Here is a 25,049-nt window from a genome sequence, read left to right as displayed (position 1 = left end):
ACGCAACCTTCGTGTTACACGTTGCGCCACTTGGATCAAGACCTGTACAAGAAGTGATAAATACATCGATTCCTACGCTTGCTGCACTATAACAGCCTGTCGTGGCATTGTAATAAAATGCATAATAGGTTCCATCTGTCGCTGCTGTTGGGGTTGAATATGCCGTACCTGTATGGGTATTATTCGTAAACCATACCAAACTACTACCTGAAGGTGCTGTGCCACTTATCGCTGTTGTCAAGTTCGCTGTCGTAGCAGGACAAATGTTATTAACGCTACTAACACTCACTGTTGGAACAATCAAAGCTGGGTCACAAGCGTTTAATGGGTCTGTTCCTGCCAACTTCTCTGCATAGTTACTAATACCATCTCCATCACAATCTGCATTGCGCCAAGTTGTTGTCGTATTCGCTAAGACCTGATTTACACTCCATACACATGGATCATTAGGTGCTGGGTCTGTCGTATCCAAATCTCCATCGCCATCGGTATCACAAGCATTTACCGTAACAACTACTCCTGTCGACGCTGGACTGTAACAACCTAATACTGAATCATAATAAAAGGCATAGTATGTCCCCGCAGCTGCTGTACTTGGTGTACTGTAAGCTGTTCCTGTATGCGCATTGTTCGTAAACCATTGTATCACTGCCCCTGATGGTGCACTGCCGATGGCACTTGATAAGTTTCCTGTTGTGGCAGGACAAACATTACTCACACTACTACTCAATAAACTTGGCGCAACAAAACCTGCTGCATTCGCTAAGCGCAACACAGCACCATATACTCGCGTTGTACCTGCATCTATTCCTACTAAATTAGCTATCGTAAAACGTACTTCGTTAAATGGCTTCGTTGCAGCAAAACCTACTACCTGTCGACTAGAACTTAGAATAGATAAACTGATTAACCCACCTGCGTTACTTTCTTGTAAAACCCCATTCAAATAAGTACTGACGGTGGCATTACTCAGAAGACTCGCTCCAAGAATACTTGTATTTTCAATATCAAATCCTGCAAATGTTCCGATGGGATACGTAGTCACTGCGTCTTTTACCGATATTGAACCGCTACTCAGCAAACCTGCTGTCAAAACTATATCTGCATAGTTTGAAGTGCTAGCATCTACTACATTTTGGCTGTTATTGATAGAACAACCTGCACAAACGGCTCCACTAATTCCTGTTAAGCTCCCATTCAAAACTGCTGGAAAACTTGGTGATACCAAATACGTATCGGTACAACTTAATGCTGGACCTGCACAGAAACTCTCTAAGACTACATTATATACCTTTGTCGTACTCAATACGCCTAATACATTCGTTATTTCTAGTTTTACTTCATCAAACTCCTTCGTACTGATAAAGCCTACCAATTGTTCTCCTGTGCCAGTCAAAAGTGAAGAATTAACAGACAATAAAGTTCCGACTCCCGAACTCTCTTGCAAAACCCCTGCTTTGTAGGTGCGAATGGTAATACCTGATAAAAGATTCGCATTGATCAGATTAGGATTAGAAATATTAAACCCGGCAAAAGTTCCGATGGGATAAGTCGTCAAAACATCTTTTACAGCTAAGGATGCAATACTGCTTACTGAGGCTGTCATTGTGATGATGGCATAATCACTCGTGCTTGAACTGATTACATTTTCGGCATTACTTATCGAACATCCAACACAGGCGACACCAGTAATACCCGTCTGACTATCATCTACAATGACTGGATATGATGGAGCAGAAGCATTCGTCTGAGTGTTACACACCAATGCCGAACCAGCACAGAATTTCTCTATTACTGGATAATATACTTGTCCACTAAAACCTACCCCTACTAATGTATTGTAAACTATCCGTACTTCGTCAAAACCTTGTGTTGTGATAAAGCCTACAGTTGCCAAGCCACTGCCATCCAACAAACTCGACTCTAAACCTATCGAGCTCGTTACAACGTCTTTCCCTTCTACAAAAACGCCATTGTTGTAAGTCTCGATTCGTACGGTTGAACCGATACTACCACTCAACAAGCTCGTTGAGGCAATCTTAAACCCTGCATAATAACCCGCAGGATAAGTATCTGCCACATCATTATCTTTAGCACTATAGGTCACATTACAGCCTAAACCCGTCACACTAAATCCAGCGTAATTATTCAAATCCGAATCTACCAGATTGTTAGTCGAAGCTGTCGTCAAATTCACACAGCCTAATGAACTATTGGTCTTCGTGGCTGATAAGTTCGTAAACAAACCATTCGTCAACGCAACCTTCGTGTTACACGTTGCACCACTTGGGTCAAGACCTGTACAGGAAGTGATAAATACATCGATTCCTACGCTTGTTGCACTATAACAGCCTGTCGTGGCATTGTAATAAAATGCATAATAGGTACCATCCGTCGCTGCTGTTGGGGTTGAATATGCCGTACCTGTATGGGTAGTATTCGTAAACCATACCAAACTACTACCCGAAGGTGCTGTACTACTTATCGCAGTTGTCAAGTTCGCTGTCGTAGCAGGACAAATGTTATTGATACTACTAACACTCACTGTTGGAACAACCAAAGCTGGGTCACAAGCATTTAACGGATCTGTTCCTGCCAATTTTTCTGCGTAGTTACTAATACCATCTCCATCACAATCTGCATTCCGCCAAGTTGTTGTCGTATTCGCTAATACCTGATTTACACTCCAAATACATGGATTGTTTGGTGCTGGGTCGGTACCGTCCACATCTCCATCGCCGTCGGTATCACAAGCATTCACTGTAACAACTACTCCTGTCGACGCTGGACTGTAACAACCTAATACTGAATCGTAATAAAAGGCATAATACGTGCCCGCTGCGGCTGTACTTGGGGTCGCATAAGCACTTCCTGAGTGGGTATTGTTTGTAAACCACTGTATCACTGCCCCTGATGGCGCACTACCGATGGCACTTGATAAGTTTCCTGTGGTAGCAGGACAAACATTACTCACACTGCTACTCAATAAACTTGGCGCAACAAAACCTGCTGCATTCGCTAAGCGCAACACTGCGCCATATACTCGCGTTGTACCAACATCTATTCCTACTAAATTCGCTATCGTAAAACGAACTTCGTTGAATGTTTTGGTAGTTTTAAAGCCAACAACCTGACGGGTAGAACTTAGAATAGATAAGCTGATTAACCCACCTGCATTACTCTCTTGTAAAACCCCATTCAGATAAGTACTGACGGTAGCATTACTCAAAAGACTCGCTCCAAGTATACTTGTATTTTCAATATCAAATCCTGCAAATGTTCCGATAGGATACGTCGTCACTGCATCTTTTACCGATATTGAACCGCTACTTAATAAACCTGCTGTCAAAACTATATCTGCATAGTTTGAAGTGCTAGCATCTACCACATTTTGGCTGTTATTGATTGCACAACCTGCACAAACGGCTCCACTAATTCCTGTTAAGCTCCCATTCAAAACTGCTGGAAAACTTGGTGATACCAAATATGTATCGGTACAACTCAACGCTGGACCTGCACAAAAACTTTCTAATACCACATTATAGACCTTTGTCGTACTCAAAATCCCTAGTAAATTCGTCAACTCTAACTTTACTTCATCAAAACTTTTTGTCGTAATAAAGCCTACCAACTGTTCACCTGTTCCTGTTAATAAAGAGGAATTCACCGAAAGCAAGCTACTCGATAAAGACGTTTCTTGCAATACCCCTGCTTTATACGTTTTTAAGGTAATTCCTGATAATAAATTCGCATTGATTAAACTAGGATTGGAAATATTAAACCCTGCAAAAGTTCCGATGGGATAAGTCGTCAAGACATCTTTAACGGCTAATGATGCCACACTGCCTACTGATACTGCCATCGTGATGGTAGCGTAATCACTCGTGCTTGAGCTGATTACATTTTCAGGATTAGCTACCGAACATCCAGCACAAGCCACGCCTGTAATGCCAGTTTGTGTAGCATCGATATTAACTGGATAGGAAGGATTGGAAACATTTGTTTGAGTATTACAAACCAAGGCTGATCCTGCACAGAACTTTTCTATGACAGGATAATATACTTGACCAGCAAAAAGAACCCCCACTAAGGTTGTATATGTAATTCTAACTTCATCAAAAGCTGAAGTGGTAATAAAACCAACCGTCGTATTACCGCTCGCATCAACCAAGCTTGATTCGATTCCAAGCAAACTCGTTACCACATCTTTAGTCTCTACTTGAGTACCATTATTATAAGTGGTAACAGTAACTACTGCCCCAACACTTCCACTTAACAAACTACCAGATGAAATCTTATAACCTGCAAAATATCCAGCTGGATAAGTATCTGCAGCATCATTATCCTTTACACTAAAAGTAACTCCACAACCAGCACCTGTTATATTAAAGCCAGCATAGTTAGTTAAGTCAGAGTCAACTAAATTAGATTCAGGAGCCGTAGTAATATTTATACACAAAATACTACCATTGTTTTGACGATTTGCGACAAGATTTGTATACGAAGCATTCGTCCAAGGTGTTTTTGTGTTACAACTTGTATTACCTGGGTCGACGGGAATGAGGTTGGTTTTTGAGGGTATATCTGCACCTATCGCAATAGAATGGCTACCCCAAAGAAGAAAAAGACACAGGAAAGAGATTAGACATCTGACAAAATTCTTTATCATGATGAGGATTGTTTAATTATTTGCATATAGCCCAACAATTCCAAACCATCTTACTTAGGTACCACTTTCAAAAAATTTATCTATACAACTTTGGCGAAAAGTAGTTTGAGCAATTTGATAGAATTAAAATTATTAAGGCTTTCAGAGAAGGACACTATCTTAAAATCAAATCTTTTGTAGACGCATGGCAGTACGTTCTACAAACGAATAACACTTGCATATCAGTAATCCTAAAACTACTATTACCTGTAGTTTTAGCACTGTAGTATTTACTGCTTACCAGTAAACTAGCTTAAGCACCATAAAAAATACGATACATCTATCATACCACACACTCAGAGATATTGAGCAGACTAATTCTTACGAATTATTCAAAATCAAAATTATCATACAAGGTGGGCTGTAAAGAAGCGATATGAAAAGCGGACGATAGCCGTTTCCTCAAATTTGATTTGAAGAGAGCATAAACCTTAAGACTAACAAAGGCAAACTTCGGTTTATAAGGGCGAAGAATTAGTAATTTTTTGATCATAGCGGATATCAAAAGGAAAATTTGTACGATACTACTTCTTTTAAATCTTCTGGGATAAAACTTACACTGTCGTAGCTTTAGGGCAAATCTTTTTAAATCAATTTTATTAAAAAGGTATCAACTACAAACAGAGTATTACTCCAAATATTTAAAAATATTAATCATAGTTAAGGTAAATGAAAAATATACGTACGAAAAAGTTTTTTATAGAGCTAATTGTTCAACAGCGCGAACTCATAATTTACACATTAAAAAATATGCACTTGTTTAGAAAAATAATCACACATGTAAATTGAAAGTACAATTTTGAAACCAAAGCCTCCTTCTCTATCACATTATGGTGACAAAAAGCCATAAAAGGTGACAAAAAGCCAATTATTCAAGAAATCAACTGGCTTGTTTGATTAGAATCACCTCATTATATTAGAAATACAAAATATATTCTCCTATATATTCAATAAATCTCTGGTAAGTATTTTCTATCTCACTACACGTTAAAGGCTATAAAATCATGAGCAAAAATTAACAAAAGTCAAGATAATGGGCAGATAAATGCATCTAAATCCGAACGAAAAGATCTTCCTATTTTTATTTCTTTGTTATTCAACACCAATAATCGCTTACCTAACTCTAGTCTTTGAATAAAATCTGTATTAATTAAATGAGATTTATTTATTTGAATAAACTTTTCATCTAGCTCTTCTTTAAGATTCTTGAGAGGCTTTTTCCTAGCATAAACCTTATTTTGAATTGTATGAATAAAAGTGTAATTCCCATCTGCTTCTACATACACAATATCTGCCAATTGGATTTTTAATACCTGTTGATTTCGATCAATCACCTCCACGTATTTGTGTTGGATAGGTGGATAAGCCAATAACAACAGCTTTACCGAAGCTAGAAAGGTGTAAGGATTGATGGGTTTTTCTAAAAGTAGACATCTAGCATGATTCAGACATACCCCAAATATCTCATCGTCAAGAACATGAGACAAAAACACAAGTGGAGTATTGAGGTATTGTGGCGTTGTAATAAAATCAAAAACACCCACCCGATTGAGATCAGCCCCAGCAACAATAATGTTGGGAAGAAAAGAATCTAACAATAGATCAACCTTGACCATTGTGGGGGCAATAGTCAATAACTCGAAGTCATTTTGATTTAGTAATGTTTTTATAATTTCTAACGAAGACGGATCTTCTTCGATTACTAAAACTTTGACAGGCTGGCGATTCCTAATCAATTTTACCATAGTAGTAATGAAGGCATTTATATATTTATTGTTCAATAGCAATACAAAACAATTTTGCAAATCACAGTTGTTAATAAATGTTTATCAAGAATAATACCAATTTAAAATTATCAAGAAAAGGCTATATCCAATTTTTGGTAGCATCTTATCCAATTACTAACGTATCCTACCAAAGCAACTATTTTTTGAGTATAACACCCTTAGTTACAGTCTTTATGAATAATAATATTTACCTGATCTAAAACCTGATTATGTCCAATTCATCTCCTCGATATGATGAATTAAAGCTATGGAATGATTTGCGCAATGGCGATGAAGCAGCACTTGCTACACTTCTCCGACTATATGCCAAATCCTTGATTAGCTATGGCCGCAAAATGATCAATGACGACGCTTTGATTGAAGACTGTATTCAAGAAGTTTTTATTCAATTATGGCAATATCGTCAGAATCTCAAAATTGACGTAGGCTCAGTAAAAGCCTATTTGTTTGCGGCAGTACGAAGAAGAATCATTTCTGAAATCAAAAAAAATGAAACAATTTCTCTTGACGAACACTCAAGTTCTGAAAGCTATTTTGACATTGACTTTTCGATCGAAGAAAAAATCGTTAAAGACGAAACTGAACTTCACCGTGTACGGCTGATCAACGAACGCTTAAATCATCTTCCCAAAAGACAAAAAGAAGTTGTCTATCTCAAATTCTATAAAGAATTATCCAATCAAGAAATTGCCGAGACGATGGGAGTTAAATACCAATCTGTCAGCAATTTAGTCCATGAAGCCCTCACTCTACTACGCACCCTTTTCCCTGACGAAGCTATATGGTTTGGGTTGTTAGTTTGTTTTTTTGAGTGGTGAAGAAGTGGCAAAGGCACTTAGGTACAAAGTGTATTTTGTTACAATAAGTGGCAAAGGCATAAGGCACAGAGGCACAAAGTGAAGTTGCACCTTTGTGCCTAAATAAAAACGCCTTGCCTAAACCCTATACCCTAACCCCTCAAAAACCCTTTGTCCCTCTGCTACTTTGTGCCTTTGCGCCTCCCCCCAAAACAATATTTTTTCATTTTTTTTTACAAAAAGCAGTATATAAAACCTATAACCCTTCTACTGTATATAGAAGACGACTTATTACTATTTTATGAAAAAATATGGTGATTACACGATAGAAGATTTTCTTTTGGATTTAACCTTTGTAGAATGGGTAAAATCTGAAGGTCATAAAGATATTTCGCACCCATGGACACAATGGTATCAAACGCATCAAAGTCAGCAGTACCTTGTCAAGCAAGCACGAGAGTTTATTTTGGCTTCTTATATCCATGAAAAACCCATTACTGACCAACAAGTAGAAAACATCATCACCAATACATTGAATCGAATTCAGCTGGAAGAGAACGCTGATATCGTATTTGATGAACACCTACCATGGTACCAACATAACACCTGGAAATGGTCTATTGCCGCCACAATATTCCTATTACTCAGTGTTGGTATTTGGTGGTATACCGACAAAAATGTGAATCCACAATTGTCGCATCTTTCGCAAAAAGCGATTGAAGAGTTGGTCACAAAAACCAACAAAAGTACCTTGAAAATGCCAGTCAAATTACCTGATGGAAGTTCTTTGCTACTTGAACCCAATAGTACCATTCAGTTTCCTGAAAGTTTTGAGGATTCGCCCAACCGAGAGGTGTATTTGGATGGGCAGGCATTTTTTGAAGTCGTCAAAAACCCTCAACAACCTTTTTTGGTTCATGCCAAAACTACGGTCGTCAAAGTCTTAGGTACCAGTTTTACAGTACAGTCTTTTAACACCGAAAAAGAAGTAAAAGTAGTAGTAAAAACAGGTAAAGTAATGGTCTATGAAAAAGAAGAGGAAGACAATAACCGAGTGACTCTATTACCTAACCAGCAGGTTATTGTAGATGAGCAAAATCTGATGCAAGCCTCAGCAATTAGTGAAGAACAAGTAGTAGCAATTACCTCAAGAACTAGCACAGTACTAGAGTTTAACGAAAGTCCAGTTGCCCAGATTTTCAAGAAACTCGAAAATCTATACGGCGTACATATCTATTTTGACCAAAAGTTATTAGAAGATTGTTCGCTCACGACCACGCTAGGCGAAGAGCCTTTATTTACCAAACTTCAAATCATTTGTGAGGCCATTGGACCCAATACCAAATTTGAAGTAGTCAACGAGAAAATTATTATTCAATCACTAGGGTGTAACCAATAAATAAAACAATCGCAATGAAAAACCTACTTAACTCCTTCCCTCCATAGCAATAAAAAAAGGTGTATGTCGTGGTGGCACACAACAAACACCTAGCATTTTTCCCCTTCCTGTCTGCTCAACATGCCCTTTCAAAAAAGGGTAAGGGGATGTTTTTGTTTTACTTAACAGAAAACCATTCAAGTTTATGAAAAAAAATCGACAATCAAAGGCTTTTTGGCTTACTATTATGAGAATTACTGGAATGCAGTTTTTCATGATTCTATTCCTCACGAGTTTTGCTTGGGCAAAAACCTCAGCACAAGAAGAACTCAACAAAAAGATTAGTATCTCTATCGACGGAATAGTCCTAAAATCAGCTTTACAAAAAATTGAAAAAACTGCTCAAATAAGAATCTCTTACAACTCGCAAGTTGTGCCTCTCAACAGAACTGTCACTCTTTTGGCAAGCAACGAGCGTGTAGGCGATGTATTAGAGCGTTTACTCAAACCTCTTTCGGTGACGTATGTAATGTTTAACAATCAAATTGTTTTACGTAAAATCGAAGCACCCAGTACTCCCAGCACGCCCGAAACAGAGCGAGAAAACGTGGTGGCTTTACCAACTGTTTCAGGAACTATTACCGACGAAAAAGGAAAAGCCCTCCCAGGGGTAAATATTACCATCAAAGGCACGACCAAAGGAACGAATTCAGACGCAAGTGGGCATTTCAAAATTGAGGTACCTTCCGAAAATACGACCTTGGTTTTTAGTTATGTGGGCTACGTTAAACAAGAAATAGTGGTTGGTAATCGTACCGTTTTCAATATTTCTTTGGCACTCGAACTTCAATCATTAGACGAAGTTGTCGTGGTAGGTTATGGTACCCAAAGCAAAAGAGCAGTATCTGGTGCGGTATCATCAGTAGGTTTTAAGCAGTTCCAAGACCGTTCATTTAGCAATGTGACTCAAGCACTTTCTGGTCAGATTGCTGGTGTAAATATTAGCCAAAGTCAAGGTGCTCCAGGGGTATCTCCTATTATTCGTATTCGTGGTGTAAGCTCCATTACGGCTGGAACAAACCCACTTTTTGTGGTGGATGGTGTACCGCTCGAAAACTTCAACTTGAATATGGTAAACCCTCAGGATATTGAATCTGTGGAGGTATTGAAAGATGCCTCTTCAGCAGCAATTTATGGTTCAAGAGGTGCCAATGGCGTTATTTTGGTGACAACCAAATTAGGAAAAGCAGGCAAAACCACCTTCAGCGTTGGCTATGAATCGGGTGTACAAAGCGTAGAAAGACGCGTTAAAATGATGGATGCTCAGCAGTGGATTGACTATTACATCGATGTTCACAATAATGCTTGGGTTGATTTGAATCCAGCTAAAAACAAAGCTTCTGATCCTAACAGTTTGAGAGGCTCGGTTTACAAAATCCCTGATGAGTTTTTGACTAATCCTCAACAGTTTGGAAAAGGTACAGATTGGCAAGATGTAATGTTTAGAGTAGCTCCTTCGCAGAATGCACAGTTCTCTGCTTCGGGCGGTACAGACAAAACACAGTTTATGTTTTCGGCAGCGTATTTGAGTCAAGATGCCGTTTTGGACGAAAACTACTATAAGCGCCTTTCGTTACGTTCAAATATCAAACATCAATTGAGTAATAAGTTTACGATTGGCTTAAATCTTGGTGTTACAGGAATTTTTGATAGAACCGATGGTACTCAAGGAAAAAGTGATGTGGTAAGTTTGGCATTGCAGAGTGACCCTATTTTTCCAGTTTACAACGAAAATGGTAATATCGGTTATCGCGACCCTAACTCGGTTTGGAACAAATATGTAGCCTACAATGACCTAAACTTATGGCATCCATATTCATTGACACGCTATATCCACAAGCAAAATAAGACTTTCAACACACTAGCTACAGGCTTTTTGGAATATAAAATTTTGGATGATTTAAAATTCAAAACCAGTATTAGCGCCAATTTGTACAATACACGTTACAACTCTTATCGTGTCAACAAACAAGGCTATGGCTATTCTGGGATTCTCCCTGCTGAAGGTTATTCAACAAGTGGATATAGTTTAAACTGGTTAAGTGAGAATACCTTGAACTATGACAAAAGCTTTGGCGATCACAATTTGGCTTTACTCTTGGGCTATTCTGTTCAAAAACAACGCAACGAATTTGCTTCGATTACTTCTGGTAGTTTTCCAAATGACTTGGTTGAAACCCTCAACGCTGGAGTAGTATCAAGTGGCTTTACCAATGCCTCAGAATGGGCTATGATTTCGTATTTGGCAAGAGCACAGTATAATTATTTGAATAGATATTTCTTCACTGCCGCTATCCGTCGTGATGGTAGTTCAAGATTTGGAGGCAACAGCCGTTGGGGATATTTTCCTTCAGTATCTGGTGCGTGGGTAGTTTCAGACGAAAACTTCATGAAAGATATTCGAGCTATCAATAACCTGAAATTCAGAGTAAGTTATGGTATGTCGGGTAACAATCAAATCCCTAATTATGGCTCTACGAGTTTATTAAGTTCATCTAACTATGTTTCAGGCTCAACCCTAGCTTCTGGTTTAGCGATTTCGAATATTGCCAATACCAATTTGCAATGGGAACGTACAACTCAATTTAACCTTGGGCTAGACTTAAAATTGCTGAACAACCGTATTGGTTTATCTGCTGAATATTACAATTCAACGACCAACGATATGTTGTTGAACGTGCCTGTTCCAGATATTACGGGCTTCTCTACGCAGTTGACAAATATCGGTAAAATGGAAAACAAGGGTGTTGAATTAAACTTGAATACACAGAACATTCAAACGCCGAAATTTAGCTGGTCAACTGATTTCAACTTTAGCTCAAACCGAAACAAAGTATTACAATTAGGTCAAAACAACGCTCCTATTACTTACACAGACTTTGTGGTCACTGTAAAAACAGAAGTTGGACAGCCGATTTCTAATTTCTATGGCTATGTAGTGGATGGTGTTTTCAAAAATCAAGCACAGGTAGATGCAACACCGCATTATTCGACCACAAAACCTGGTGACCCAATCATCAGAGATGTCAATGGTGATGGAAAAATTACAGTTGACGACCGTACAACCTTGGGTAATTATCAACCTGACTTTATGGCGGGTATCACCAACAATTTCTCTTATAAAGGCTTTGACTTGTCGTTTATGTTCCAAGGCTCATTCGGAGGCGAAATCGTTAATCAAAACTTCCGTTACTCTGGTTTTTGGAACAACGGACGTAATATGTACGCAGGTGTAGCCAATCGTTGGCGCTCAGAATCTGACCCAGGCGATGGCACACACTTCAGAGCTACATTAGGTTTGACAGGTTTGCAAGACCAATTCACAAGTCTTTGGGTAGAAGATGCCTCATTTGTGAGATTGAAAAACATTCGCGTTTCGTACACTATCCCAGCGTCTATCACTCAAAAATTACATTTGAAAACGGCACGTGTGTACGTAAATGCCGAAAACGTGTATTTGTGGAGTAAGTACACCAATTACGACCCTGAAAATACTACTTATAACGCATCCAACTTTTCGGGTGAAGCCAATGGTAACTCTTCAAGTGGTTTGAACGCCTCAGGAAATGCGCCAAATGGTGCTTTTATAGGCGTAGATTATGGCTCATACCCAATTCCAAGAGTTATTACGATTGGTGCTAAGATAGATTTTTAATCAATGTTTTTTAAACTTCAAAAAACAGGATAGACATGAAAAAAATTGTAAAAATATACCTTCTCCTTGCCGCAAGTTTGCTTACTACCAGTTGTAGTGATTCATTTTTAGAACTTGCGCCTATTTCGAATGCAACGGCAGACAATTTCAAATCAACCGACGACTTTGAACTTGCCATCAATTCGGCATACGCTTCTTTATACACCGTTTATCACCCAGAGGGACCCGTTTCGTATTGTAATGAACAAATGAGCGACAACGCCATTATGTACAATATTTCAGGGATTCAGGCAGACAAATGGCAGTTTAAAGATTATAGCTTGATGACCACCAATACGATGGTGTATCAGTTCTGGCAAGACTATTACCGTGCTGTTTTTAGTACAAATATCGTTTTGGATAAAATCGAGACAGCCTCATTGAGTGAAGCCTACAAAAATGATGTTCGTTCGCAAATGCGTTTTTTGAGAGCCTTATTTTACTTTAATATGGTTCAAACTTGGGGCGATATTCCTTTGGTAACAAAGCCTCTTTCGGGTGACGAGGCCTATGCCGTACCTCGCTCGCCACAAGCCGATGTGTATGATTTGATTAAGAAGGATTTAGGCTTTGCTATCGAAAATTTGCCTTTGGCTTCTGCCATTCCTAGTACTAAAATCGGTCGTGCCTCAAAAGGTGCTGCACAAGCACTGTTAGGAAAAGTATATTTGACCTTGGGCGACAAAACCTCCGCAGCAAATGTATTGAAGGATGTGTACAATAGTAACCAATATGCTTTATTGAGTACCTATGGTAGTCTTTGGGGACCTAATGTCAAAAACACCAAAGAATCTATTTTCGAAATTCAGTTTTTGGGAGGTTCGGCATCAGCACCTTACAGTCGTTACTACCAAACTTTTTATCCAAACAATAACTTCCTTGGATTTTATGGTAGTGGCATGAACCAAGTAACTGACGATTTGTACAACGAATACGAAGCTAACGACCCACGTAGAGACTTGTCTATTGCTTTAGGATATAATAATGGTACAACCTTTATTGCGCAAAAATATCCTATCAAATGGACTCATACCAATGCGCCAATTGGAAGCGGTAACCCTTTAGCCAATAACAACTTTATGGTATTACGCTATGCTGATGTACTATTAATGCTGTCCGAAGCTACAGGCGATGCTACTTATCTGAACCAAGTAAGAACAAGAGCAGGGCTACCTAAATTTGGCGACGCAGGCTACCCAACTGCTTTTGCAGGTTCATTGAGTACTGCTATTGAGCACGAAAGAAGGGTAGAACTTGCTATAGAATTCCATCGTTGGTTTGATTTGAAACGTACCAACCGTGCCATTACAGTATTGCAACCAAAAGGAAAAGCCATTACGACAGATAAGCTATTGCTTCCTATTCCTCAAATCGTAAGGTCTCAAAATCCAGTAATTACGCAAAACAATGGATACAATTAAACGTTAGTACTGAATGTAAGAATTAGGGCTGCTAGAAGCATTTATTTCGGATATTGGATGTTGGATTTCGGAAGTGTAATCTACCTTTTTATTGGTAGAAAATAAATGTATTTTTCTTTATTTCCGAAATCAGAAATCCCAAATCTGCAAAAATTTGAAATCCTTCGACAGTCCTAACATACAATTAGTGATTATTTGAAAATCCATTAATACTTAAGCTGATTCAAGGTAGATCATTATCTCTTTGAATCAGCTTTTTTACTTTCAAGGAATATGATTTTTCTGAAACCTAGACTATTAATTAAGAATAATCCTTATTTTTAGGTAAAAAACCATACCTCTAATGACAAGCATTCAAGAAATATCGAGAGAAAACATCTCCATCCTAGCCCATTTAGCCACCCAACTTTGGACTGATACTCATTTCGACGAAATGTCAGAGCATTTTGAAGAAGTATTATTGGCAGAGCACCCAACAGCTTTTCTATTACTACAAGATCAAAAACCTATTGGATTTATTGAATTGAGTGTTCGTCAAGACTATGTAGAAGGTGCCGAAGATATGCCTGTAGCCTACGTCGAAGGAATTTACGTTGACAATGTTTTTCGTAAAAAAGGCTTAGCCATTCAACTCATCCACAAAGCTGAGCAATGGGCTCGCTCACAAGGATACACGCAACTTTGTTCAGACTCGGAACTTGCCAATTCAGGCAGTATTATATTCCATCAAAAAGCTGGTTTCGAAGAAGTTGGAAGGATTGTATGTTTTGTAAAAAACCTCAACTAGGATACAAGATGATATGGATTAACAATATCTGCGGCACATAGTGATATGTATCCTTCTGATTATGAGTTTATTCTGATAACTGACATACTGTTAACTAATAACTTCCTTTTACTTAGCTGAATAACATCGATTATCTCATAAAAAATAATACCATTCTATCAATTGACAAGATGCTTTGTATCTTGTCAACAAGTTCTAACTCAAATACAAAACCCTTTAAATATGAATCAACAACCTTCTAGTGCATTTGTGGCCGCTTCTTGGGTAGCACTCGGCATAGGAATCATTGGATACCTCATCGGTTTATGGAACGCCGAAATGGCACTTAACGAAAAAGGATACTATTTCACGGTTTTGATGTATGGCCTTTTCTCTGTGATTTCACTACAAAAAAGTGTTCGTGACAAACTAGAAAATATTCCCGTTACAGCTATTTATTACAGTCTAAGCTGGTTTTCAACCATTTTAACGATTGTTCTGTTAACCGTGGGCTTATGGAATGCAACGCTACTTCCGAGCGAAAAGGGATTTTATGCTTTTGCTTTTCTTCTAGCACTTTTCGGTGCAATTGCCGTACAGAAAAATACTAGAGATAGTCAGAAGGGAAACTAGCCGTTAGCCGTTAGCCGTTAGCCGTTAGCCGTTAGCTAGAAAAATGGTTAATGGTAATGTCTACTGGAAACGCAAGGCTTTGCGTCTCTACCTACACAATTTTTAATTCACAATTCACTAAATCGCTCATTCACAATTTACAAATGCCTCTGATTAAACTTCAAACCGAGATAGAATCCAGTCTAGAAATCTGCTTTGATTTAGCTAGAAGCATTGATTTACATACTATCTCAACGGCTCATACTAAAGAAAAAGCCATCGAAGGAAAAACCACAGGGCTGATTGGCTTAGGTGAATATGTGACCTTCGAAGCAACACATTTTGGTATCAAACAACACCTGTCAGCACATATTACGGCGTATGAGCGCCCCTATTACTTTAAGGATGAATTGATTAAAGGAGCTTTCAAGTCGCTGACTCATATTCATCAATTTGAATATGTTGGAGGTAAGGTGCTTATGACAGATTGGTTTGAGTTTGAATCGCCATTAGGATTTCTTGGAAAGTTGGCAAATCACTTATTTTTAACTAAATACATGACAAAGCTCCTTTCTGAAAGAAACAGAATTATCAAAGAATTTGCAGAATCTGGGAGATATAAAGAAGTATTAAATCTGATGTAGGATAAGTTTGTGTAGATACCTAGTTCAAGATTTAGTATCGAAATAGCCTTTATTTCAATTTAAAACTATGTAAAAGATAGGTCCAAGACTAAGTCTTGAACTAGTACTTAAAAATTCAAAGACAATCATGCAAAAGCCCATTTACTCTTGTATTTGGTACAATCACCAAGCCACAGAGGCTGCTGATTTTTATACCAAACTATTTCCTAATTCGCATATTCTCCAACAGAACCCAATGGTAAGCTCCTTTGAGCTAATGGGTACTAAATTTATGGGATTAAATGGCGGTCCACGATATAAGCCAACTCCAGCTGTGTCGTACTATGTATATTGTGGCAGTGAACAGGAAATAGAGCGATTATATACAGCACTTTTGGAAGGAGGTAACGCCGTAATGCCATTAGGAGAATATGATTGGAGCAAGAAATACGCATGGCTCTGCGACAAGTTTGGCGTGTACTGGCAATTGGATATTCAAGCAATCGAAGCTCCTCAAAAAATCGTTCCTACCCTCCTTTTTGCCAATGATAAATTTCCAAAACTCAAGGAAGCTGTCTATCAGTACGTACAGATTTTTGACAATTCTAGTGTAAAAATAGAGTCCCCATACCCAGCTCACTTCAACTTTCCAGAAGAAAGACTTCTTTTTTGTCAGTACCAATTAGGCAGTATTTTGTTTAATGCCATCAGTAGTCACAATGCGCACGACTTTGATTTCTCTCCTGGCAATTCATTCGTTGTTGAATGTGATACCCAAGAGGAAATCGATTATTACTGGGAAAATTTAGGTAAAAATGGAAGATATGACCAATGCGGTTGGCTCGCAGATCAATATGGTGTTTCTTGGCAAATTGTACCAAGTATTTTGCCAAAGCTCATGAGTGACCCAGCAAAAAGTAAAAATGTGGTTCAAGCATTTATGAAAATGCAAAAATTTGATATTCAAACACTAGTCGATGCCTAATTCATAACTAGAAAACACTCGTTGACCAGTCACAATACATTTCAACCACTCATCGCAATTTGTAGCGGTGTTCTCTACACATTTCAATATATTGTAGTTAAAACTATTTGTAAGAAAGTATATGATTTATTTTTTGCATACTTTTTCATAAAATCTTGCGTTTTAACCAACAATAATTTATCAATCGCAAATACTACAATAAGTCCGTCAAATGTTTATTTTTGTAGTTCTTATCAAGTCGATTCTAACATTTTTTTGAACACAAGGCTTGATTCTACTCCATCATTCTAGCCTGCAAGAGCAGTATAGCATTTGGAATAAACTTTTGCAAAATTGCAGTAAACATTAAATCAAACCATGAATCTAAAACACATAGTACTCTGCTCGGGCGTAGCACTTACGTCATTTGCCACGCATGCACAAGTGAAAAAGTCAGCTACTCCAGCATCGAAAGCTGCCACTAAACCTGCCGTTGCAAAAGTAGCAACAGATACCAAAGAATTGAAATTGACAAACTTAGCCGACTCAGCAAGTTATAGTTTAGGAGTTTTAGTAGCTCAAAACTTCAAAATGCAAAATATTCCAATCAATTCAGAATTGATGGCAAAGGCTTTTGGAGAAGTAATGAAAGGTGCTAGTACGCAGATTTCTGATATGCAAGCCAATCAAATCCTTCAAAAATTCATGATGGAAGCGCAAGCAGCTCAGTACAAGCCAATCAAAGAAGCAGGCGAAAAGTTTTTGGCTGAGAACAAAAAGAAAGAAGGCGTTGTTACTTTACCAAGCGGATTACAATACCAAATCTTGAAAGCAGGCGATGGTCCAAAACCAACAGCTAACGATAAAGTAAAAACACATTATCATGGTACTTTATTAGATGGAACTGTATTTGACAGTTCTGTTCAACGTGACGAACCTATCACTTTTCCAGTAACTGGTGTAATTCAGGGATGGATCGAAGCGTTACAATTAATGCCAGTAGGTTCTAAATGGAAATTGTTTATTCCTCAAGAATTGGCTTACGGTTCTCGCGGTAGCGGTCCAGTAATCAAACCATATTCAGCTTTAATTTTTGAAGTTGAATTACTAAGTATCGAAAAATAATAAAGCGAATCTAGGGTTGAGTGATTGGTTTTATAGTCAGTCACTCAATTACCTTCGCATCGAATCTCTATGAAGAAATATCTCATTGCACTTGTTCCTGTTACGCTATTGGCAGTTATGGGACTTCGCTCGACCTCACATAGTGCCGAGAAAAACCTTACTGTGGCTTACAAATTTAGTGAAGACGACCTCAAGCCCACCGAAACACAGAAAAAAGTAGAAGAATTAGTGACACAAATCCTGACGAATTATCATTACAGAAGGGTTCCTCTCAATGATTCTTTATCTTCTAAAATCCTTGATAATTACATCAAGGAGCTTGACGGTAATAAAATGAACTTCACAAAACAGGACATTCAGGATTTCGAACAGTTTCGTTATTCATTGGATGACCAGTTGCAAAAAGGTGACTTAACAGCCGCTTACCAAATCTATAATATTTATCGTAAAAGAGCCAAAGAACGTTTTACGTTCGTAAATCAGCTTTTGGCAAAACCGATGAATTTTAATGTAGACGAGGTTTATACGCCAGACAGAGAAAAAGCGGAATGGGCTTCGAACAAACAAGAGCTTGATGAGATTTGGAGAAAAGCTATCAAAAGTACTTTGTTAGACTGGAAAATCAGTGGAAAAGCTGATACTTCGGCTGTCAAAGATTTGAAAGAGCGTTATTCTCGTAGCGAAAAGTATTTCGACAAAACAAAGAGTGAAGATGTATTCCAACAATACATGAACTCATTCACCGAAAGTATCGATCCTCATACGAACTACATGATTCCTAAGGCTGCTGCACAGTTCAACCAAGAAATGGCGCAGTCGTTTGAAGGTATTGGAGCAACACTTCGTCTGGATGGTGATTATGTAACTATTATCGAGCTTATCACGGGTGGCCCTGCGTACAGAAGCAAAGCCCTAAAACCAAAAGATAGAATCGTAGCAGTAGCACAAGGGGAAAATGGAGCCTTTACTGATATTGTAGGTTGGATGACCGATGATGCCGTGAAATTGATTAAAGGTCCTAAAAATACCATTGTTCGTTTGAAAATCCTTTCAGGTGATGCAGCGGTGGGCTCAGTACCTAAAGAGGTTCGTTTGGTTCGTGAAAAAATCAAATTAGAAGATGGTAGTGCGAAAAAGGATATTCTAGAATTTACTAACAATGGTCGTTCGTACAAATTAGGTTTAATTACCTTGCCTGTATTCTACCGTGATTTTGAAGGTGTAAGAAAAGGTGAAGGAGACTTCAAGAGTACAAGCGCAGATGTTAAGAAGTTTTTGACTGAATTAAAAGCTGAAAAAGTTGACGGTGTAATTCTTGACCTTCGTAACAACGGTGGTGGTTCTTTGGTAGAAGCGGTGAGTTTGACAGGCTTGTTTATTCCTCAAGGTCCTGTGGTACAACGCAAACATGCCGATGGTGAAATCTCAGCCGAGTTCGACCGTGATCCTTCTGTAACATATGATGGTCCACTGGGTGTTTTAGTAAATAGATTTAGTGCTTCGGCTTCAGAAATTTTTGCTGGTGCGATTCAAGATTATAAGCGTGGTATTGTTGTAGGTGAGCAAACTTATGGAAAAGGAACAGTTCAAACCTTAGTAGATTTAGGTCGTTTCTTAAAAGGTGAGCCTGACAACGTAGGTCAATTGAAAATCACCATGGAGAAATTCTACCGCATTACAGGTAGTAGTACACAACACAAAGGTGTAACGCCAGATATTCAATTACCTTCAGGCTTCTCGGCAGAAGAATACGGCGAAAGCTCACAACCAAGTGCTTTGCCTTGGGATATGATTGCGACAAGCAAATACACGCCATCTACAGATGTAAATGAACAGATTGTTGCGTCTTTAAACAAAAAATACCAAGAACACTTGAAATCAGAAACAGATTTGAAAAAATTAGTCGCTGATTTTGATTACTGGAAAAAAACAAAAGAACGCAAAACAATCTCTTTGAAAGAAGACAAACGTCGTAAAGAAATTGAAGAGCAGAAAAAACGCAATAGCCAAGACCTTGCTGAAGAGTTAGCTGACGTTGAAAAACCAGAAGCTAAAACAGAAGTAAAAACTGACTCAGTAAGTATTGCACAAGCAAAACAAAAAGCAGCTAAAGAAAGACGTGAAAAAGACGCTTATTTGAAGGAAACAGAAAGATTATTAACAGATTATATCTTCCTTGCTCCTTCTAATGGTATCAAAATCACTCAGAATAAAAAATAATTTAGTGAATTTTGATTGAGTGAATGAATGATTATTGGCTGGCTGTAGAGACATGCTTTACGCCTTGTTCAGAGGAATGTCTCTCATTGAATATCAAAAAAAAGGTGGTCGAACATATTTTCGACCACCTTTTTTTTGATATTGCTACTCTATGTCTGACTTGGCTTAAGACGCAAAGCAGTGCGTCTCTACTGCTGGAATATCATTTTTAGAATAATCACAAATCACTCCATTAGGAACAATTCGATAATCTTATTTCATCTTCACAATTGTAACACCTGCACCGCCTCGGTCAGCATGTTCATCTACCATTTTATCGACTTGCTTGTAGCCTCTTAAATGTTGGCGAATGAGTGTTCTTAAAATACCATCACCTTTCCCGTGTACAATTCTAATCTCGTCATATCCTACCATAATGGCGTCGTTCATAAAGCGGTCTACATCTACCAAAGCCTCCTCTCCTCTTTTCCCTCTTAAATCAAGGTTGAATGAGAAGTTTTGCATTTTCTCATTCATATCAATTCCCGTTAGCTTGGCTTTAGGAGAAGCTTTTTGACGAAACTCTTTTCTAGAAATTTTCTCCAAACGATTAAGTTTTACTGTCGTTTTCAAATCGCCAATCGCTACTTCAATATCTTTACCACGAACACCTAATACTTCTCCAATGGCTTCCTGCCCTTTGATACGTACCAATGACCCTATCACAATATCACCTCCAATTACCTCAATGACATCTTTTTCTTCTTCCTCTTTCTTTGGAGTTGGCTTATTTTTGTTCTCAGGTACTTTTTCTATTACTAAAGATTCTTGAAAATCCTGTAAATCTTGGCGAAGCTCTTTTGTAGCCGACTTATCAGCCTCTTGCTCACGTATTTCCTTAATGGTTGCCTCGATTTTCTGATTAGCTGTTTTTACTAACTCTTTTGCTTGCAGTTTAGCGCTATTCAGAATGGTCTTTTTCTCTGAATCTAATAAGTTTTTCAGTGAGTTATACTGGTCAAGTAACTGATCGAGATGACGTTGTTTTTGGGCATTTTCAACATTCTTATCAGCGAATACCTTCTTCTCAATTTCTAACTCTTTGACCAATTTCTCGAAGCTTACCTGTTGTTTACCCATCTTGTTTTTAGCACGATCGATTACATTTTTGGGTAAACCAATTTTGTAAGCAATTTCAACTGCAAAAGAACTTCCTGGTTTTCCGATTTCAAGCTCATAAAGTGGCTCTAAATGTTCTGCATCGTAACGCATCGCACCATTGACAAGACCTTTGGTACGATCAGCAAATGTTTTCAAGTTGGTATAGTGGGTGTTAATCACACCATACGCGCCCGAACGATTCAAATCTTCAAGAATACTCTCAGCAATAGCTCCACCCAGTGCAGGCTCTGTACCTGTACCAAATTCATCAATCAAAAACAAAGTCTTTCTGTCAGATTGAATCAAGAAATGTTTCATGTTCGTCAAGTGCGAACTATAAGTACTTAGGTCGTTCTCTAAGCTTTGCTCATCACCAATATCAATGAAAATATTTCTAAACAAACCAATAGTTGAGTACTCTGCCATTGGCACCAATAAACCGCATTGGTACATATACTGAATCAAACCAACAGTTTTGAGGGTAACCGACTTACCACCTGCGTTTGGTCCTGAAATCAACAAAATACGATTGTCTAATTCTAAGGTAATTGACAATGGAACGACACTTTTACCCATCTTCTTGAAAGAAGCATAAAGCAATGGGTGACGAGCATTTTTCCAATCCACCAATTGGGTATTCACACTTAAAGGCGCAATAGCTCCCAACTCGATAGCATAACAAGCTTTGGCACGAACAAAATCGATAATACCAAGGAAAGTATACGCACGCTTCAAGACAGGTACGTGCGGACGCAATCGTGTAGTCAAATCCATTAAAATTCGGATAATCTCACGGCGTTCGGCCGATTCTAACTCACGAATTTCGTTATTGGCTTCAAGTACTTCGGTTGGTTCAAGGAATACGGTTTTACCTGTATCTGATTCGTCATGGATAAAACCTTTGATTTTACGTTTGTGCTCAGCTGCCAACGGAATCACCATACGACCATTACGCAAAGTCAATGAAAAATCGTCAGACACCCAGCCATTGCTTCTGGCATTGCGAAGAATGCTATCTAGTTTTTTACGTAAATCGTTTTCTTGAGAAACTAACTGACGACGAATAGACTGTAATTCTGGGCTAGCGTTATCTTTCAAACGACCACGGTCATCAATTACTTTGTCTAAAGCGTCGAGAATACCTCTTATTTCTAATTTAGCATCTTTGTTGGTCTTTACTTCCTCTTGATTTTTATCGGTACGAGGCTGAAAAGCCATGCCCAACAATTCACGTAACTGTGGGTATTGCTCAGGTTCTTTGTTGTCAAAAAAACGAAGACATTCTTGAATAGTACGAAGAGAAAGCTTTACATCAAAAAACTCCGCTTCAGAAAGAAAAGCGCCTTCAATAGCCGCTTTGGTCAGTTGTTGATTAACATCGAGGTAATTTTGAGAAGGAAATGCCTGTGGTTCATATTGCATAATCTCACGCATTTCATCTACCTGACGAATCATTTTTTGGACTAAATCATAGTTATCCGAAAAGCGAACTTTCTCTACAAATGCCTTGCCAAGTGGACTAATACATAATTCACTAAGTCGTTCTCTAATTCGGTCAAATCCTAATTTTTGTTCTATATTTTGAGGGTATAACATCATAAAAAAATAACAAATTACGTAAGACATTTGTTCGCTGTCTTACCACAGATCATCAAAAAGGTATCTATGAGTATCTATTTTAACAAAATGTTATCCCCAAATCGATTTTTAGAAGCTCAAAGTCCTTGTTTTTACAAATTTCCACTCTTTTTTCTCGAAATCAAAACCTTCGTGAATATTGAGAAAAATGGTTATTGGATAGTGTTGGAAAAATAGGTTCTTTATTCATAAAAATAGCCCTCAAGTAATTCTGAGGGCTATTCTTATGAAACCTTAATTTTTTATTGGCAATCTTTCAATTTACGTTCTACAAAGTCCTGCTTTTTTTCATCATAAATAAAACAATGTTGCTCAAGTTTTACCATTTTGTTATTTGCTACTTTGTACAAAGTCGAGGTATATTGTGACCCCGCACAGCATTGGTTTACTTCGGTAATTCTTTTGGTTTTAGCATCAAATGTCAGTGAAACACCTTCAAAACCACTGTCTTTGTATTGTCCGTTTCCGTCAACCAAAAAATATTTTGAAGAGGTATTTGCTCCAGCATAAGATGATTCAAACAAAGATATATCAGCTTGACCATCAAAATTAAAATCGCCCGTTTCTACGCTGTTAAAGCCCATTGGTTGACAATCTACCGCAATGGTTTGGAGCAATTTATCCGTCTTTTTTTCGTAAACTTTTAGCGCTTTTACGCGTGCTTGATATTCATCTTTGGCTTTACTTAACACTATTTTAAAATATTGATTACCAGAAGTAGCTTTTTGTAATAATTCACGATTACTCCAAGCTATCCCTTCTCCATCATCAAGGTCGTATTTTTTTGTTAGTGTTATTTTAAAACTTTTTGTACCAGCAGGGTTCGTCCAAGTTCCTGACAATTGAGTAGCCTGAGCTGAAAACTTATCAATTACCATTTTACCCGTAACTTTTTCCTTGGCATCCTTTTCGAGAATAGAAAGCACTTTATTCTTGATAGAACCAGAAATATCGATTGGCTCATCGTTGCTGGTATAAACATAAATGCCTTGAATTTCGTCGTCAGAATAAATATTCAAAACCAACTCGATAGGATATTTGTCAATTGTACCTGTATAGACAGACTGAGCATAAGTTGCGCTACACCAAAGAGTACTTAATAGTAGTAATAGTTTTTTCATAATAAATGAATCTTCATAGAGTTTATTCAAAAAATCAATCTACACCAGCCGTAAATCCACCAGCAATTGTTACCCCTTGTGTTCCTTTAGTGATTTTTGAAAGATATAAGGTGCTGTTGATATCATTGTAATACGTTGCAGCATCTAATACTAAATCCAATATACCATCGCCATCAATATCTCCTGCAAACTGAACTGTAGCAATTTTAGAATCAAAACGTGGCTGGCGAAGCAAGACATTAGTATAGTTTTTACCCTCTTTTGTAAACGAAATAGAGAGTGTATAATCAGTCACTAAAATCTGATTAGGGTCGTCTTTGGAAATTTCTTTTTTACCTACAGCAAATAGTTTGTATTTCACCCCTAAATACTCAAACTCAATGGCATCATTGGGATAAAACTCTGTTTTGGCCAAAGTCAATGGCGCAATGACATGGTCTTTCAAATAAGACTGCGATTCAATCAATAACAAACAAGTATCTTTTTGTGCAATATTGATTTGAATACCAGTTTTAGCATCGGGTTTCTCGTCAATCATTTCATCATGAACCATTTCTAAGGAAATACCCGTTGTTTTAAGTTCAAAGCCTTTCTCGGTTTGAAAAATTCCTACCCAAGATTTTTTATCTGAGTCTAAAGGTACTTGCCCTTCATGAAATGTCCCAGGCATCTGAACGGTAATTTGATAGTCTGTTTCTTTAGGAAACATGTTTGTAGAATCAACCTTTACTTGTGCTAATGTGGAGTCTGTTGTAGTTTGTTGTTCTTGTGATTTTTGCTTGCAAGAGGCCATAGCAAGCAGGCCTAGCAAGGCGCTAGTCTTCAAAAGTGTGTGCATTTTGGTTCGGGTTTAAATGAGGTATCTAATATAGCAAAAACAGTAGACACTTTCGATTGCGGATTTCAGATTTTTGATTGCGGAGTTTGTGGGGGTAATTTTCTATATCAAAGACAAACGCAAATATGGTGTCTCTACAGATTGTCAATTCTAATCT

The 25,049-nt window shown here is 38.0% G+C and carries 14 protein-coding genes and 1 pseudogene; 10 read left to right on the top strand and 5 right to left on the bottom strand.

Features of this window, described 5'->3' with window-relative positions; all coding sequences use genetic code 11:
* Positions 1-4,669: pseudogene (locus QM481_RS23030) on the bottom strand (hypothetical protein); the annotation flags it as partial.
* Positions 4,670-5,733: 1,064 nt separating this feature from the next.
* Positions 5,734-6,453, bottom strand: coding sequence for a LytR/AlgR family response regulator transcription factor (locus QM481_RS23025; RefSeq protein ID WP_283383521.1), 720 nt, complete (start codon positions 6,451-6,453; stop codon positions 5,734-5,736).
* 251 nt (positions 6,454-6,704) lie between these two features.
* Between QM481_RS23025 and QM481_RS23020 the strand changes: the two genes are divergently transcribed.
* The 10 genes from QM481_RS23020 (at position 6,705) to QM481_RS22975 (ending at position 20,155) form a co-directional block, all read left to right on the top strand.
* A complete protein-coding gene (locus QM481_RS23020; protein ID WP_283383520.1) occupies positions 6,705-7,313 on the top strand; it encodes an RNA polymerase sigma factor in 609 nt (202 codons plus the stop codon).
* Between the two features lie 280 nt (positions 7,314-7,593).
* Positions 7,594-8,691, top strand: a complete 1,098-nt coding sequence (locus QM481_RS23015; protein WP_283383519.1) for a FecR family protein — start codon at positions 7,594-7,596, stop codon at positions 8,689-8,691.
* Between the two features lie 184 nt (positions 8,692-8,875).
* Positions 8,876-12,385 carry a TonB-dependent receptor gene (locus QM481_RS23010; RefSeq protein WP_283383518.1) on the top strand — a complete coding sequence of 1,170 codons (3,510 nt, stop codon included), beginning with the start codon at positions 8,876-8,878 and terminating at the stop codon, positions 12,383-12,385.
* A gap of 35 nt (positions 12,386-12,420) precedes the next feature.
* The gene (locus tag QM481_RS23005) at positions 12,421-13,845 is read left to right on the top strand and encodes a RagB/SusD family nutrient uptake outer membrane protein (RefSeq protein ID WP_283383517.1); all 1,425 of its coding nucleotides are present in this window, start codon (positions 12,421-12,423) and stop codon (positions 13,843-13,845) included.
* A 343-nt stretch (positions 13,846-14,188) separates the two neighbouring features.
* Positions 14,189-14,632: an aminoglycoside 6'-N-acetyltransferase gene (gene aac(6') / locus QM481_RS23000; protein ID WP_166549225.1), complete on the top strand. Its 444-nt coding sequence runs from the start codon at positions 14,189-14,191 to the stop codon at positions 14,630-14,632.
* 222 nt (positions 14,633-14,854) lie between these two features.
* Positions 14,855-15,244, top strand: coding sequence for an inner membrane protein YiaA (gene yiaA / locus QM481_RS22995; RefSeq protein ID WP_166549226.1), 390 nt, complete (start codon positions 14,855-14,857; stop codon positions 15,242-15,244).
* Between the two features lie 143 nt (positions 15,245-15,387).
* Positions 15,388-15,867 (top strand): SRPBCC family protein, encoded by a 480-nt coding sequence (locus QM481_RS22990; protein WP_283383516.1) that lies wholly within the window; start codon positions 15,388-15,390, stop codon positions 15,865-15,867.
* A gap of 127 nt (positions 15,868-15,994) precedes the next feature.
* Positions 15,995-16,831 (top strand): VOC family protein, encoded by an 837-nt coding sequence (locus QM481_RS22985; protein ID WP_283383515.1) that lies wholly within the window; start codon positions 15,995-15,997, stop codon positions 16,829-16,831.
* Positions 16,832-17,188: 357 nt separating this feature from the next.
* A complete protein-coding gene (gene bamJ / locus QM481_RS22980) occupies positions 17,189-17,935 on the top strand; it encodes a BamJ family beta-barrel-assembly machinery protein (protein ID WP_283383514.1) in 747 nt (248 codons plus the stop codon).
* A gap of 69 nt (positions 17,936-18,004) precedes the next feature.
* Positions 18,005-20,155: a carboxy terminal-processing peptidase gene (locus QM481_RS22975; protein WP_283383513.1), complete on the top strand. Its 2,151-nt coding sequence runs from the start codon at positions 18,005-18,007 to the stop codon at positions 20,153-20,155.
* Between the two features lie 252 nt (positions 20,156-20,407).
* Here QM481_RS22975 and QM481_RS22970 read toward each other — a convergent pair whose 3' ends face one another.
* The 3 genes from QM481_RS22970 to QM481_RS22960 form a co-directional block, all read right to left on the bottom strand.
* On the bottom strand, positions 20,408-22,891 hold the full coding sequence (locus QM481_RS22970) for an endonuclease MutS2 (protein ID WP_166549316.1): 2,484 nt from the start codon (positions 22,889-22,891) through the stop codon (positions 20,408-20,410).
* Between the two features lie 284 nt (positions 22,892-23,175).
* Positions 23,176-24,054, bottom strand: a complete 879-nt coding sequence (locus QM481_RS22965; RefSeq protein WP_283383512.1) for an XAC2610-related protein — start codon at positions 24,052-24,054, stop codon at positions 23,176-23,178.
* Positions 24,055-24,088: 34 nt separating this feature from the next.
* Complete coding sequence (locus tag QM481_RS22960; protein ID WP_283383511.1) at positions 24,089-24,892, bottom strand: hypothetical protein; 804 nt, start codon at positions 24,890-24,892, stop codon at positions 24,089-24,091.
* Positions 24,893-25,049: the final 157 nt, after the last annotated feature.

The sequence above is a fragment of the Flectobacillus rivi genome, assembly GCF_030056655.1.
Classification (GTDB): Bacteria; Bacteroidota; Bacteroidia; order Cytophagales; family Spirosomataceae; genus Flectobacillus; species Flectobacillus rivi.
The sequence above is the reverse complement of the archived record's forward strand: the minus strand, read 5'-3'. Positions and strand labels throughout refer to the sequence as shown.

Bases quoted from the DNA above. Each gene is read 5' to 3' on its own strand.
- QM481_RS23025 (WP_283383521.1), bottom strand. From the start codon at position 6,453: ATGGTAAAATTGATTAGGAATCGCCAGCCTGTCAAAGTTTTAGTAATC.
- QM481_RS23020 (WP_283383520.1), top strand. From the start codon at position 6,705: ATGTCCAATTCATCTCCTCGATATGATGAATTAAAGCTATGGAATGAT.
- QM481_RS23015 (WP_283383519.1), top strand. From the start codon at position 7,594: ATGAAAAAATATGGTGATTACACGATAGAAGATTTTCTTTTGGATTTA.
- QM481_RS23010 (WP_283383518.1), top strand. From the start codon at position 8,876: ATGAAAAAAAATCGACAATCAAAGGCTTTTTGGCTTACTATTATGAGA.
- QM481_RS23005 (WP_283383517.1), top strand. From the start codon at position 12,421: ATGAAAAAAATTGTAAAAATATACCTTCTCCTTGCCGCAAGTTTGCTT.
- yiaA (WP_166549226.1), top strand. From the start codon at position 14,855: ATGAATCAACAACCTTCTAGTGCATTTGTGGCCGCTTCTTGGGTAGCA.
- QM481_RS22990 (WP_283383516.1), top strand. From the start codon at position 15,388: ATGCCTCTGATTAAACTTCAAACCGAGATAGAATCCAGTCTAGAAATC.
- QM481_RS22985 (WP_283383515.1), top strand. From the start codon at position 15,995: ATGCAAAAGCCCATTTACTCTTGTATTTGGTACAATCACCAAGCCACA.
- bamJ (WP_283383514.1), top strand. From the start codon at position 17,189: ATGAATCTAAAACACATAGTACTCTGCTCGGGCGTAGCACTTACGTCA.
- QM481_RS22975 (WP_283383513.1), top strand. From the start codon at position 18,005: ATGAAGAAATATCTCATTGCACTTGTTCCTGTTACGCTATTGGCAGTT.
- QM481_RS22970 (WP_166549316.1), bottom strand. From the start codon at position 22,891: ATGTTATACCCTCAAAATATAGAACAAAAATTAGGATTTGACCGAATT.
- QM481_RS22965 (WP_283383512.1), bottom strand. From the start codon at position 24,054: ATGAAAAAACTATTACTACTATTAAGTACTCTTTGGTGTAGCGCAACT.
- QM481_RS22960 (WP_283383511.1), bottom strand. From the start codon at position 24,892: ATGCACACACTTTTGAAGACTAGCGCCTTGCTAGGCCTGCTTGCTATG.